Source organism: Streptomyces sp. CA-111067 (assembly GCF_050956065.1).
In the GTDB taxonomy this organism is placed as follows: Bacteria; Actinomycetota; Actinomycetes; order Streptomycetales; family Streptomycetaceae; genus Actinacidiphila.
Window position 1 is genome coordinate 7,188,134 of sequence record NZ_CP192103.1, and the last position, 13,256, is coordinate 7,201,389.

At 71.4% G+C, this 13,256-nt stretch carries 11 protein-coding genes; 7 read left to right on the top strand and 4 right to left on the bottom strand.

Going from position 1 to position 13,256, the window contains the following annotated elements; genetic code table 11:
* Nucleotides 1-272: 272 nt before the first annotated feature.
* The 3 genes from ACQPW6_RS31960 (at nt 273) to ACQPW6_RS31970 (ending at nt 3,843) form a co-directional block, all read left to right on the top strand.
* Entirely contained in the window at nt 273-1,868 is a 1,596-nt protein-coding gene (locus ACQPW6_RS31960; RefSeq protein WP_433893186.1) for a sensor histidine kinase, read from the top strand.
* Nucleotides 1,859-2,548 (top strand): LuxR C-terminal-related transcriptional regulator, encoded by a 690-nt coding sequence (locus ACQPW6_RS31965; RefSeq protein ID WP_433893187.1) that lies wholly within the window; start codon nt 1,859-1,861, stop codon nt 2,546-2,548. The genes ACQPW6_RS31960 and ACQPW6_RS31965 overlap by 10 nt, the downstream gene beginning before the upstream one ends.
* Nucleotides 2,549-2,646: 98 nt before the next feature.
* Nucleotides 2,647-3,843, top strand: a complete 1,197-nt coding sequence (locus ACQPW6_RS31970) for an alpha/beta hydrolase family protein (RefSeq protein WP_433893188.1) — start codon at nt 2,647-2,649, stop codon at nt 3,841-3,843.
* A gap of 456 nt (nt 3,844-4,299) precedes the next feature.
* Here ACQPW6_RS31970 and ACQPW6_RS31975 read toward each other — a convergent pair whose 3' ends face one another.
* Nucleotides 4,300-4,644, bottom strand: coding sequence for a hypothetical protein (locus ACQPW6_RS31975; protein ID WP_433893189.1), 345 nt, complete (start codon nt 4,642-4,644; stop codon nt 4,300-4,302).
* 947 nt (nt 4,645-5,591) lie between these two features.
* On the opposite strand from ACQPW6_RS31975, the gene ACQPW6_RS31980 reads away from it, so the two are divergent.
* A complete protein-coding gene (locus ACQPW6_RS31980) occupies nt 5,592-6,383 on the top strand; it encodes a hypothetical protein (RefSeq protein WP_433893190.1) in 792 nt (263 codons plus the stop codon).
* A gap of 114 nt (nt 6,384-6,497) precedes the next feature.
* Here the strand turns inward: ACQPW6_RS31980 and ACQPW6_RS31985 are convergent, their stop codons facing one another.
* Entirely contained in the window at nt 6,498-7,688 is a 1,191-nt protein-coding gene (locus tag ACQPW6_RS31985) for a glycoside hydrolase family 75 protein (RefSeq protein WP_433893191.1), read from the bottom strand.
* Between the two features lie 181 nt (nt 7,689-7,869).
* Between ACQPW6_RS31985 and ACQPW6_RS31990 the strand changes: the two genes are divergently transcribed.
* A complete protein-coding gene (locus ACQPW6_RS31990; protein WP_433893192.1) occupies nt 7,870-8,259 on the top strand; it encodes a PPOX class F420-dependent oxidoreductase in 390 nt (129 codons plus the stop codon).
* Between the two features lie 34 nt (nt 8,260-8,293).
* On the opposite strand, the gene ACQPW6_RS31995 is transcribed toward ACQPW6_RS31990, so the two are convergent.
* Nucleotides 8,294-8,884, bottom strand: a complete 591-nt coding sequence (locus ACQPW6_RS31995; protein WP_433893193.1) for a CGNR zinc finger domain-containing protein — start codon at nt 8,882-8,884, stop codon at nt 8,294-8,296.
* Nucleotides 8,885-8,975: 91 nt separating this feature from the next.
* Here ACQPW6_RS31995 and ACQPW6_RS32000 point away from each other — a divergent pair, with 91 nt between their 5' ends.
* On the top strand, nt 8,976-10,253 hold the full coding sequence (locus ACQPW6_RS32000) for an MFS transporter (protein ID WP_433893194.1): 1,278 nt from the start codon (nt 8,976-8,978) through the stop codon (nt 10,251-10,253).
* Between the two features lie 49 nt (nt 10,254-10,302).
* Here the strand turns inward: ACQPW6_RS32000 and ACQPW6_RS32005 are convergent, their stop codons facing one another.
* Nucleotides 10,303-11,004, bottom strand: coding sequence for an MBL fold metallo-hydrolase (locus ACQPW6_RS32005; protein WP_433893195.1), 702 nt, complete (start codon nt 11,002-11,004; stop codon nt 10,303-10,305).
* A 389-nt stretch (nt 11,005-11,393) separates the two neighbouring features.
* Between ACQPW6_RS32005 and ACQPW6_RS32010 the strand changes: the two genes are divergently transcribed.
* Nucleotides 11,394-13,238 carry a hypothetical protein gene (locus tag ACQPW6_RS32010; protein ID WP_433893196.1) on the top strand — a complete coding sequence of 615 codons (1,845 nt, stop codon included), beginning with the start codon at nt 11,394-11,396 and terminating at the stop codon, nt 13,236-13,238.
* Nucleotides 13,239-13,256 lie beyond the last annotated feature (18 nt).

Here is a 13,256-nt window from a genome sequence, read left to right on the forward strand (position 1 = left end):
GGTCGCCCCACTCGTACGCGCTCTTGGCGCCGGGCGGGGCGGGGCGGTGAGCAGATCACGGTAGAAGTCGCCGATCAAGGAGCGTAGACGGCCGGGGCGGTTCCGGTCGGGGTGGGTGTTTGCCTACCTCAGAAGTAGGTTTCGGCCCATGGTGCTTGCCGGTCCCGAGCAGCAGCATGATTTCCGGGCCACAGCGCGTGGCCCGGATGCTGAGACGGGGGGCGGATATGTGGCCGTTTCCGATGTACGGGGCAGCGCCCTGGCCGGCGGGCGTGCTGGTGACGCTGACCGCGGTCTGCGCTGTGCTGGCCTTCAGGGCTGAGCAGGCGCGGGACCGGCCGGGGCGTATCGGGCGACCGGCTGGGCGGATCGGCTGGCCCGTCGTGGCAGGGCTGGTGGGTGCGTCCGCGTACGGCAGTGTGCCGGCCCTGCTGCTGGCCCTGCACAACTCCACGGGAGGGGGCGGCTATATCGTCACCCTGCCGGAACTGGAACCCGGCGGGCTGTTCCCCGCGGCGCTGCTGATGGCCGGCCTGCTGGCCACCGTACTGATCCCCTCCGTTCGCGCCCCCAAATGGTGGGTGCTGCCCGCGGTCGCGGCAGTGACGGGCGAACTGCTGGAGTGGACGTACTGGCTCACCTATTCCTCTGCCGGCCACGGGCCGACATCGCTGAACGTCATGGTGGGCTGTGTGAGCGTCCCGCTGCTCGCCGCCGTTGCCTGTGCGGCTCTGCGTCGGCCGGCGAGCGGCAGGCCCGTGCGTCTGGCCGCGGCCGACGTGTCGAGTTCCGTGCGCTGGGCCCTGCTGCTGCCCGCCGTCGTGGTGATGACCGGTGATCTGCTCGGCCTCGATCTGTGGCAGTCCGCGCCGCCGGGCACCGGGATCAGGCTGGCAGTGGCCGATTACCTGATGGGTTTGGCGCTGTTGGGGACCGTCGTGGTCGGGCTGGTGCGGTGGCCGAGAGCGGCGGCGGGCCTGGCGGCGCTGGGACTCGTGGGGATCGGGGTGTACGACATCGCCCAGAGCGGATTCGGGCGATCCCTGGGGGTGGTGCAGAAGTTCGGGTCCCCGCGCGGGCCGACGCCGTTGCTCCCCGTGGAGACGGCTCACCATGCGTCGGTCCTCGGTGGGATCCAGGGGGCAGTGCTGCTGACCCTCGGGCTCTGGCTGCTGCCGCTGACCGTGTTGCCGCATGTCAGGCGCATGCTGGGGCGGGATCCGGATCCGGGGCTGACCCGGCGGGTGCGGGAGCTGTCGGAGACGCGGGCCGAGGCGGTCGGCTCCGCGGCTGCGGAACTGCGCAGGATCGAGCGGGACCTGCACGACGGCGCGCAGGGGCGCCTGGTCACCATCGGGATGAACCTCCGGGTCGCCGAGGAGATGATCCACAGTGATCCGCACGAGGCCGCCGCACTGGTCGTGGAGGCCCGCGTCGCCTCGGCGGCGGCACTGCAGGAACTGCGCGGCCTGATCCGGGGGATGCACCCGCCGATGCTGGCCGACCGGGGTCTGGGCGAGGCGGTCCGGGCACTCGCACTGGACCTGCCCCTGCCGTGCGAGACCGAGATCGACCTGCCCGAACGGCTCGCCGACCCTCTGGAATCGGCTTGCTACTTCGGCGTCGCCGAGGTCGTCACCAACGCCGTCAGGCACGCTTCGGCGCACGGACTCCAGATCCGCATGGCCCGGGCCGAGGGGGTGCTGCGCATCGAGGTCGTCGACGACGGAGTGGGCGGCGCGGATCCCGCCCGGGGCACCGGGCTGGCCGGGGTGGAGCGACGGCTGGCGGCCTTCGACGGAGTCCTCGCGGTCAGCAGCCCGCCCGGGGGACCGACGATCGTGGCCATGGAGGTGCCGTGCGAATAGTCGTCGCAGAGGACCTCTTCCTGCTCCGGGAGGGGTTGGTCAGGCTCCTCAAGGCACGCGGGTTCGAGATCGCGGCGGCCACCGACAGCGCCCCTGGCCTGCTCGGCGCGCTGCTGGAGTGCCGGCCGGACCTCGCGATCGTGGACATCAGGCTGCCGCCCACCCACACCGACGACGGGCTCCGGGCGGCACTGACCGCCCGTGAACGGATCCCGGGTCTGCCGATCCTCCTCCTCTCCCAGTACGTCGAGCAGATCTACGCCCAGGAACTGCTCGCCGACCAGTCCGGAGGGGTCGGCTACCTGCTCAAGGACCGGGTGTTCAGCGACGACCAGTTCGTCGACGTGATCCGTACGGTCTCCGCGGGTGGCACCGTCATGGACCCCGAAGTGGTCACCAAGCTGCTCGGCCGCCGTGGCCGCGGCGACCGCGAACCCCTCTCCCGGCTCACCGAACGGGAGCGCCAAGTGATTGAACTCATGGCCGAGGGACGCTCCAACAGTGCCATCGCGAACCGGCTCTTCATCAGTGAGAAGGCCGTGTCCAAGCACAGCACCAGCATCTTCGCCAAGCTGCAGCTCGCCCCCTCAGACGACGACAACCGCCGCGTGCTGGCCGTGCTCGCCTACCTCATGTCAGCGCCGGGCGACGGCCGCACTCCACCGGGCCCCTTGAGCTGATCCCGACCGCAACTTTGCCGGGCGGGCCCGGCACCCCCCATCACCGAGCGGCCGATGCTGCCCAGAACCCAGTGCTGCCCAGACCCCAGGGAGAGCCCGTGACCACCACCCCGTTCATGAACCGAGAAGGAATGACGCGCCGCCGCATGCTCGGAGCCGCGCTGGCAGTCGGGGCCGCCGTGCCGATGGGCGCCGCACACCAGGCGTGGGCGGCTTCGGCCGCCCCGGACCTGGTGCCGCTCACCCTGCCCGTGCCCACCGGACCGTACCCGGTGGGCACGGTGCCCCTGCACCTCGTCGACACTTCCCGCCCGGATCCCGCGGCCGGCCCGGGGCGTTACCGCGAGTTGATGGCCAGCGTCTGGTATCCCGCTCGCAGAGCGGAGAACCTGCCGCGCGCCCCGTGGATGACCGAGGGCGCGCTCCGGGCATTCCTCGCCGACGTCGGCTTCCCCCTCGACCCCGCCCTCAGCCCGCTCACCGCCGGGCACCTGGGCGCGCCCGTGCGCCGCACGGGCCACCGCCTCCCCGTCATCGTGTACGCGCACGGCTCGGGCAGCCACCGCGGCGACCACACCATCATGGTCCAGGAACTCGCCAGCCATGGCTACGGCGTGGTCACCGTCGACCACACCCACGACACCTTCACCGAGTTCCCCGACGGCCGGGTGGCCACCCCGGACGACGTTCCCATGTACCCGAGGGACTTCGCCGCCGACCTCACGTTCCTTCTCGACTGTGTGGAGGGTCTCGCCGCCGGGCACAACCCCGATGTCGACGGCAAGGCACTGCCCCAGGGCTTGCTCGGCGCACTCGACCCGCGGTGCGTCGGAGCGTTCGGCTGGTCGAAGGGTGGCACCGCCACCGCGCTCACCATGCTCGCCGACCGGCGCGTCCGCGCCGGGCTCAGCATCGACGGCCCGATGCAGCCGACCATCACCGTTGACTTGGACCGGCCGTTCATGATGATGACCGCCGTGTTCACCCGGGCCACCATGCCCGACGTCGAGGAGTTCTGGACGCGGCTTCGCAGCTGGCGGCTCGACATCCAGGCCGACGGGGCCATCCACAACTCATACGGCGACGACGCGACACTGATCCCGCAAGCGGGCAAGATCCTCGGGATGACCGACGAGCAGATCCAGGACTGGATCGGCACCCTCGACCCGGCCCGGTCGGTACGGATCCAACAGGCCTACCCGCTCGCCTTCTTCGACCTGCACCTGCGGCACCGCCGAGGGCATCGCCTCGACGGCCCGAGCCCGGCCTTCCCAGAGGTGAAGTTCATCCCGTGAAGCAGCGGCCGCGTCAATCCGATTCGGCTCGCCACCTCTGACATACATGCGGCGTCCAGATACTTGCCCCATGGACGCGATCGGCGCTGCACGCACAAAGTGCTGCGGCAGAGCCCCGGATGAATCCGGATGAACAAGGCCCCCGCAGGCGCCGAACGACGCATTCGCCGGGCCGCCGTCAGTGGGCCCTACTGACGGCGCCTACTGGCGGCGGCCGGGTTTCGTTTCCTCGGAGTCGGGCCGCAGTCGCGTGGCCGTTAGGTGCTTGCCGGTCCAAGGATTTCGGGGGACGGGATCACCGGCTACGCCGCTCGGCGCTGGTCGGCCAGATGACCGCGACGGGAAGGCCAAGGGCGCGAGCCTCCTCGACGACCCGTGGAGGTCGACCGCAAGATCCCGACAAAGCGACGCTGACGGACCACCTGGTCCACACCCGGCCCGATCGTCGGCACTTGGTCACATCGTCGACATGGGGTGGCCGACGAACTGGATTTCGCCGTCGCTGAAGACTTCGGCGTGCGGCTGCAGGTCGCCATAGCCCTGCCAGTCGAACACCAGTTGCGCGAACGTCACGGTCAGGTTCCGGTCCTTGGTATCCGGCCGGCCGGGGGTGGTCAGAACGAGAAGCAGCTGGTCATCGAGTTCGAGTAGCAGCTTGCCTTGGCGGGCATGCGCCCAGGTCAGCAGATGCTGATTGTCGAAGGGTCGGCCGAACCACCCCCTGGGAAGGATCAGCCCTGAGTACTCGGCATGGGCAAACCAGTCTGTGATCGCTTCGAGAGTCTCATCCAGCGCCGTCATGCGCCGATCATCTCCGGCATCCATGCTGGCGTCGAATGGAGTCGCCGTTTCAGGGAGTCAAGAGGATTCGTCATCTGAGGAGTCCGACGTCGGCACGGCCATGGCACTGTCGTTCGGTGCCCTCGCTTGGGTAATCGAGCCTTCTACCGCCTGCTCGCGGCCGTCGGCCTGGGTTGACCACAACTCTGCGGCGGCGAGGGCGTCGATGACCAGCCTGGTGCGCGTGCGATCGCCCAGCCAGCCAGCCAGCCAGCCAGCCAGCCAGCCAGCCAGGCGGCGGGAGGCGAGGCCGATAACGGTCGCGAGGCAAAGGCATCGACGTCCTCACCGACCAGGCTGCGACGGCAGCCGCCGAACTCAAGGAACGATGGCGCGCACTCGAGCACGTCTCCCTCAGCCCCAGTCGAATGGGCGGCTCCGCCGCAAGTCGGAACGGTGGCCGATTGGTTCATCACCGACTCGGCCTCCACCCTGGGCACTGCCCGAGTCGACGTCTGACCCGCGGCGGGCCGGCTCTTATCGCTTGATCAGTGTCTGGCGCAGTTGAGCGAGAGTTCACTCGTCGCGGGCGATCCCGGGGCATTTTGCGCGGGCTGTTTTGGCGGCCTCGGGCGAATCGGAACTGGTTGTGCGCCCCTTGTATGGGAGCGCGGTCGGGTGCATTGCGCTGCGGGATGAGAGCCTGTCGGCTCGCCTACCGGCATACGCGGTGACCTGCGCGACGGGCTCCGTGGGCCGATCGCAGGGGGTGGCGTCCGGGGGTGCCGTGGTCGGAGCGGGGGGTAATTCCATCTGACGCGGTGGGAACCTTCGGGCATACTCGTGTCCGGGGCCAGGGCGGAACGCTGAACAGTCCTTTGCGGAGGGCTGTGTTCCGTATTTCTGGGATGGACGGGCGCTGCCCGGAGGGAAAAGGAAAAGGAATGAATGGTTCAAGGAGGGGGACTGTGAAGGTGCAGACACGAAGGCTTCCGCTCGCACTCGTCGCCGCGGTGGCGCTGATCGGGGCGGGGGCGCCGATGGCCTCGGCGGACGCGTCCGACACCGGACCGAGCGTGCCGACGGGGCTGTTCACCAGCCCCAGTTCGGGGGAGACCTGTGGCGCGAGCGCTCCGTACACGACCATCGGCAACACCGACGTGGCCCTCGGCGGCACCTTCGCCGATCCGGCCGGCGGCGGGCTCGACGCGCACTTCAAGATCTGGCCCACCGGCTTCGGCAACGGGACGGACGTCGCCGAGCAGACGATCCCCGTCTCCTCCGGCACCGTCGGGACCCTCATGGTGCACACGTCGGTCATCACCCAGCTGCTCGCCGACGACGGCATGACCGGGACGGGCACGCTCAGTTGGACCGCCAGGACCGAGCACGGTTCGCTGGCCAGCGCGTGGAGCGCGGAGTGCCACTTCGTCTTCGACGGCGTCCGGCCGAGCGTTGCGCCTGGTGTGGTCTCCCCGCAGTTCCCCGACGGCTCCGGCGGCTGGCCGGCGAACACCGGAGAGGCCAGGACGCCGGGGACGTTCACGCTGTCGAGTGGTGGCGTCGCTGACGTCGTGTCGTATCGGTACTCGACCGACTGGGCCCCGGCCGTCCAGACGGTCGCGACGACCGCGGGCGCCCCGGTCGACGTGACCCTGACGCCGCCGTCCGCGGGTCCGCACACGCTCAGCGTCTACAGCGTCGACGCGGGCGGCAACCGGTCGGACACCTTCAACTACACCTTCTACGCCAACGCCTGACAGGTAGAAGGACCCGGCCGGCCTGAGCGGCGGTGCGCCGGGTGGGGGACGGGGGTTGGCGCCGGTCGGCGGGGGTGGCCGCCGGCCGGCGCCGGGTTTTGTTGACGGGGTCTGTCAGGAGACGGTTACCGAGTCGATGTTGGCGGGACCGTCCGAGGTGTTGCCGGTGACGCGGATCGTGTTCGCGCCGGCGTTCAAGGGCACCGATATGGACACCGTGGACCAGGTGTCCCAGTCGGCGGTGGTCGGGAAGTTCAGCGTGCCGCGTGAGGTGCCGTTGACCGTGATCTTCGCGGGGCGGGCCGCGTCGGTGCCGTCGGAGTACCGGAAGGTCAGGGTCTTGGTGCCGGCGGCGGACGCGGTGACCGGGATGTTGAGGTACGAGCCCGTCGCGTTCGCCGGGTTGGCGAAGGCGGTCCCGGTGTAGCCGAGGTGGTTGGAGTCGAAGGTGCCGCCGGAGGACATCGAGCCGGTCTCCGCCTCGAACAGCGTGCCGCTCGGCGGCGGGGTGGTGCCCGTGCCCGCCATGCTCGAACCGAGGTTGTCCAGGGCCGTCTGGACCAGGGCCTGGGCGTTGTTGTTGAGGTTGGAGTTGGAGCCGTTCACGACCCAGTTGGAGCCGGAGAACATCACGACGGTCACGCCGTTGTCCACGCCACCGGTGGTGCCGCTGCTCGGGATGCCGAGCAGTTGGGCGGCCTTCACGGACGCCTCGCCGAGTTCGCGGGAGTCGTTGTCGGAGGTGGTCTGGTTGTTCGCGGTCTGCGTGTCGCCGAAGATCGAGCCGATGACCTTGCCGTTGTAGAACATCAGCGCGAACTGCCGGCCCGACATGCCGTGTTCCTCGTAGAAGAAGTGCGGGCAGGGGGTCTTGCGGTCCCAGCAGTCGTCGCCGAGCACGTAGAACGGCACGTGGTGCGCGCCCAGGGCCTGGCCGTTGCTGTCCTCCCAGGTCGTCTCGCCCTGGTGGTCGGGATCGGGGTCGGGGTCGCTGCCGTCGGTGTCGATGGCCATGCCGGAGGTGTAGGCATAGACGCCCGAGGCGACCTGGTACACGTTGACGTTCTGGGCGCGGGTCATCGTGTTGATGTGGGGTTTGGTGTTGACCTGGTTGGCGGCGGTGGAGTTCTGCTGGATGCCGGCGAGGACCTGGGCGGCGGTGTAGGTGGTGGCCGGCGCGGCGGCCGGGGCCGCTGTGGCGGCGGTGGGTTTCGTCGCGGCGTCGGCGTTTCCGACGGCGAGGGGGACGGCGAGCGCGAGGGCCGCGGCGGCTGCCAGGGCGAGGCGCGTACGGGTCGATGTCATGGCGGGTGGGGGACCTCCATCAATCGTTAGTAAAGCTTCTTAACGGATAGAAGCATCTGTGAGCCCCGTCACGCAATCGTCTTGTTAATCAACTTTACTAAATCTATACTTTCGGCGGGGCGGCCACCTTGTGATCTTGATGGAGGGCCAGCGGGGCCGGGGCGTGGCATAGCCTTCGGGCATGACAGACGGTCAAGCGGACCTCGAACGCCTCGCGTCGGGCAAATACCTCCTGGTCACCACCTTCCGCAGGGACGGCAGAGAGGTCCCGACACCGGTCTGGGTGGTCCGTGACGGGGACGCCCTCGGCATCTGGACGGTCGCCGACACCGGCAAGGTGAAGCGGATCCGCAACCGCGCCGACGTGCTGGTGTCCGCGTGCGACATCCACGGCAACCCCGAGGGCGAGGCGTCCCCCGGACGCGCGGAGATCCTCGACGCCGAGGAGACCCGGAACTACCGCGGCCTCCTCGCCCGCAAGTACGGCCTGATCGGCAGGCTCACCCTCCTGGGCAGCCGCCTGCGCCGAGGCGCGGACGGCACGGTCGCCATCCGCATCACCCTCACCTGACGAGCCGCCACCCGCTCCCGGGCCGGAGGGGGGCTCACTTCGGGGCCGCTCCGCGCCGCGCGCGGTATGCCGCTGCCTTCACCCTGCTCTGGCAGGGGGCGCTGCAGAAGTGGCGGACGGAGTTGCGGGAGGCGTCCACGTAGACGCGGTCGCAGCGGGGGGCGCGGCACACGCCGAGGCGGCCGGCGAGTTCGCTGCCTACTGCCAATGCCAGGGCTGTGGCGCAGCCGGCGCTCCAGCCGACGCCGTAGCTGTCGTCGGTGCCGTGGAAGTGGACCTGCCAGGGTTCGCCGGGTACCCGGTCCAGTTGAGGCCGGGCGCCGGTGCGGCGCAGCAGGTCGTTGGCGGCCGCGGCCGCGTCGTCGGCCCGGTCCTCGTCCATGCCCTCGAAGACGAGGCGCATCGTGCGCGCGGCCTCGGCGAGGTACTCCGCGCTCTCGGCCGGCAGCCGGTCGGGCACCGGTGACTGCGCCCGGTGCCCTGGCAGCGCGGCGGGCACGGCCGAGAGCAGCTCCTCGCCGGCCGGCGCCGTGTACGGCTTGCCGCGCCGCTCGCCGTCGGTCAGCTCGTTGACGAGGGACACGGCTGCGTCGAGCAGCAGCTCCACGTGACTATCGAACAGCACTTGACTGGTCACTCCGCTCGGGCCTAGGGTCTGCATCCATAGCGCGACCGTCACCAACAATACTCGATTCGTCGGTCACTATGGAGGGGTCATGCCCGTCACGCCGTTCCGCCCGGACGGGGCCGTCCCCCGGTACGTCAGGCTGCTGATCGCGGCGCGCGGGGTCAACCAGCTCGGGGCGTTCTCGCTCGCCTTCCTCACCGTGCTGCTGTGCCGGGACTTCGGCACGAGCACCGCCGCGGCCGGGGCGGTCGCGACGGCCTTCGGTGTGGCGACGATCCCGAGCCGGCTGCTCGGCGGCCGGCTCGCGGACCGGATCGGACGGCGCCGCACCATCCTGATCGGCCTGCTCGGCTGCGCCGCCGCCCAACTCGGCATCGCCGCCGCGCCCAGCCTGCCGGCCGCGGCGGGCTGGGCGGTGCTGCTCGGCCTGGCCTTCGAGCTCTACGAGCCCCCGAGCCAGGCGATGATCGCCGACGGGACGCGGCCGGAGGCACGGGCCCGCACCTACGCGCTGCTGACCACGGCGCTCGCGGTCGGGAACACGGGCGCGGGCCTGATCGCGGCGATCGTCGGCCGGTCGAACCTGCGCTGGCTCTTCGCGATCGACGCGGCCTCGTGCCTGGTCTGCGCGCTGGCGGTGCGCCTCGGCACCCCGGCCGACCGCGCGGCCCTATCCTCCGGCACGGCCGCCGACCGCGCGGCCGGCGCCGTCACCGACGCCCCCGACGTCAAGCAACCGTCCCCCTGGCGCGACCGCGCCCTCCTGGCCGTCACCGCCGCAGGCACCGTCTACGCCCTCGTCTACATGGTGCTGCTGATGGCGCTTCCGCTCTCCCTCGCGGCCTCCGGCCTCAACCCGGCGAGCGCGGGTGTGCTCATGACGGCGGCCACCGTGGTGATCGTCGTCGCACGGCCGCTGATGCGGACCCGGCTGCTCGCGGACCTGCCCGCGCCCGCCGCCTCCGCCGCCGGATATGTACTCATGGCCGCCGGCCTGGCCGGATACGCCTTCGCACCGGCAGGCTCGCTGCCCGCCCTCCTCGCCCCGACGGCCGCCTGGAGCCTGGGCAACCTGCTGCTGTCCGGGCAGGCGTTCGCGGTCGTCGCCGGACTGGCGCCGGCCGGGGCCTCCGCGCGCTACCTCGCGGTCTTCGGCCTGAGTTGGGGGTTCGCCACGGTCGCCGCGCCGCCGCTCGGCACCTGGCTGATCGGGGGCTTCGGGCCGGCCACGCTGTGGACCTCGATGGCCGTGGTCTGCCTCGCGATGGGCGTCGTCCAACCGTGCCTGCTGCGGGCGCTCGCCGACGACTCCGGGCCGGCGGGCCCGCCCGCGCCCGTACTCACGAAGGCCGGGGCCCAACGCTGACCGGACGCGGGCAACGTCAAGGCCCGGAACGGCGGTTGGTCACGAGTGGTCACGAGGACGGCGGGCGCCACGGCTCGCTGTGGCTGTCCACGTACCAGTCGAAGCCCTCCGCCACCAGCGCGGTGACCAGCGGGAGATCGATCTCCTCGCCCGCGGGGCCCGGCTCGCGCAGGTGGTAGGGCGGCGGGTAGATGCTGTCGCCGAGGAGCATCACCCCGGAGTCGGGGACGCCGACGACCGTCGAGTCCGGCGCGTGACGGCCGCCTACGTGCTGGACCTCGATGCCTCCGGGGAGTTCGAGCCGGTCGGCGAAGGTGCGGGTCGGCGGGCGGACGGCGAACTCCGCCCAGTCGTCCACCGCGCGCGCCCGGGCGGTGAAACTCCGTTCGAGCAGCGGGTTGGCGGCCGTCTCCTCGCGGAGATACGCCTCGCTCCACGGGAGCGCCGCCTCAGCCGTCAGCAGCGCGGCGCCCGCCTCGTGGCCGACGATCTCGTCCAACTCCCAGGCGCAGGCGCCCCAGGTGTGGTCCCAGTGGTGGTGGGTGAACACCACCCGGCGGGCGGCCGGCAGCCCCGCCTCCGCGATCGCCGCCTGTACGAGACGGGCGTGCGCGGGGCTCTGGCCTGCGTCGACCACGGTGCTGCCCGCCTCGTCGGCGACCACCGCGACGCACGGCTTGACGGCCGCGGGATCCGGGTCGCCCGGGTAGATCCAGACCCGACCGGACAGCAGGCTCAACGGAGTTGTCATCCCCACACTCTGCCAGCAGGCCCCGTTCGGCGACCGGGCCCGCCCCGCCCCTCTCCCGTTGCACATTCGCACCACTGGCGCCTGGAGTTGTCTTCTCCCGCACGCTATTCGGCGACTGTTCGAAAAGAAAAAGGAGATCGTCCGCTCCGCTGTGACCAAAGACCGTCGCATTCCACTTGAGCTGTGCCACCATGAAGTGTCGCGGCCGGGGCTGCGACTAACGGCTGCTCGTCGGGGGGCGGGCCGGCCGGATGCTCGACCGTATGAGCGTATGTGGCTCATGTGCATCCAGGGGGTAGGGGTCATTGGGTGAGGGGACTGATCACGCATGCCCAGTGTGCGGAATTCCCGACGGGGATACAGATATATGCGCGGGTTGCCAATGGCCGATGCGATCCGATCCGGTACTGGGGGAGCTGACCGAGACCGACAGGCGGCGTGAGCAGGCGGCCGTCGACGCGGCGGGGCACGCCTGGGACACCAGGGCGGCGGCCCTCTCGAACGGGAGCGGCGGCGACGCCGGACGGCTGTCCGACGTCATCCGCGGCGGCCCCGCGCGACCGGGGGAGAGAAACTCCGCGACCGGGTCCGGCATACCGAATGGTATGCTGGGGTACGACTCCGCGCGGTGGCACGAGATCCTCGCCGAGCTGACCTCCGGGCGCATCAAGGAGTTAGTCTTCGTCGAATTCGGCCCCGATTGCGTGAGCGTGATCAGAGCCTCCGCCGACGCGAACGGAATACCGCGGCAGGCCGACGCGGGAAGCACCGAGTGGCGCTCCGTCGCGCCGCTTCTCGACCGGCGGCCGGAAATTCGCCGATTCCAGCTCGCGGGCGGGATCGGCACCCTGCCGCCGGTCGGGCGGACGGATTTCGACGAGGCGGTCGCGCACTGGCTGAAAGCGTTCGTACCGCCCTCCTCCGCCCACACGATGGTGCTGCTGTGCCGCCGGGGCGGCTGGGTGCTGCTCGACCGGGCCGCGAACCTGCTGCGCGCCGCATACCCGCTGCTCGCGGAGGCCGCGCCCGCCACGAGAACCGCCACCGCCACAGCCACCACCCCCGCCCGCAACCGCCCGGCACACGGCCCCGACGAGACACCCGTCGAGGACGCGATAGCCGAACTCCTGCGCACCGCACCCCTTCTGCTCGACCACACCCTCCTCCTGGCCGACGTCGACGACCGCACCGGCGCCGTGCGCACGCACACCGAAGTGCTCTTCCCGGCCGGCTCCCGGCTGCCGGCCGGCACGACGGCCACCGCCGAGGTCACCGTGCACGGCGGCATCGAGCACGGTGCGCCCGCCCTGCTGCCGGTACTGGCCGGCCGCCCGGGCTCCGACGGCAGCGGCGCCACGGTGCTGTCCGCCCCGGGGTCCGATCTCGCCGCCCTCGGCACCGCCCGGCTGACCTTCGAGCTGCACGGACCGGGTGACGTGCGCCTGGCCGGCTCCGCCGCCTTACCCGGAAGCGGGCACGACCTGCCCGACCTGCCGGACCTGGTCCGCCGCCTCCCGCGGCGGATCGTGCGCCCGCCCGGCCTGGAGGTCTGGTTCACCGTCGAGATGAGCGGCGCGGACGCGGCCGAGACCGCCGAGCGGCTGGCCTTCGTCCGGGAGGTCGTCAGCGCCCTCGCGGAACGCGACGGCCCGGGCGGCCGGCTGCGGGTCGGCGTGGTGGGCCACTACGACCACGTCATCCACGAGAACGGCCACACCGCGCGGCCCACCCTGCTGCTGCCGCTCGCGTCCGCCACCGCCGGGCACGTCCTGACGGAACTGGCCCGCTGGCAACCGGCCCCGCGCAGGCAGGACATGACCTCGTCACTGGAGGACGCGCTGCGGGCGGTCGCCCGGAGGGCGGCGGCGCCGGCCCGCGGCGGCCAGGACACCCGGCGCACCCTGCTGGTCGTCGGCCGCCGGCCGCCCGCGGTGTCCGTGCTGCGCGGCCCGGTGCCGTCCTGCCCGCTGGGCGCCGACTGGCGGCTGGAGCTGCAGGCGCTGCGCGGCCACGGCATCCGCGTGCTGGCCAGGGCGGATCCGGTGCCGCCCGGTCCGCCCGGCACCCCCGACCCCGCCGGCGACTACGCCAGGAGCGCGTGGGCCGCGCTGTCCGCCGAAGGCTCCTTCCAGCCGGGCACCGACGCCCCGGCCGCGGTGGCCGAGGCACTGACTCCGGTGTGGCGGTCGGACGGTCCGTCCTGCCCGCTCGCCTTCGCCACCGCCTTGCGGTGATCCCAGACCAGGTACGAG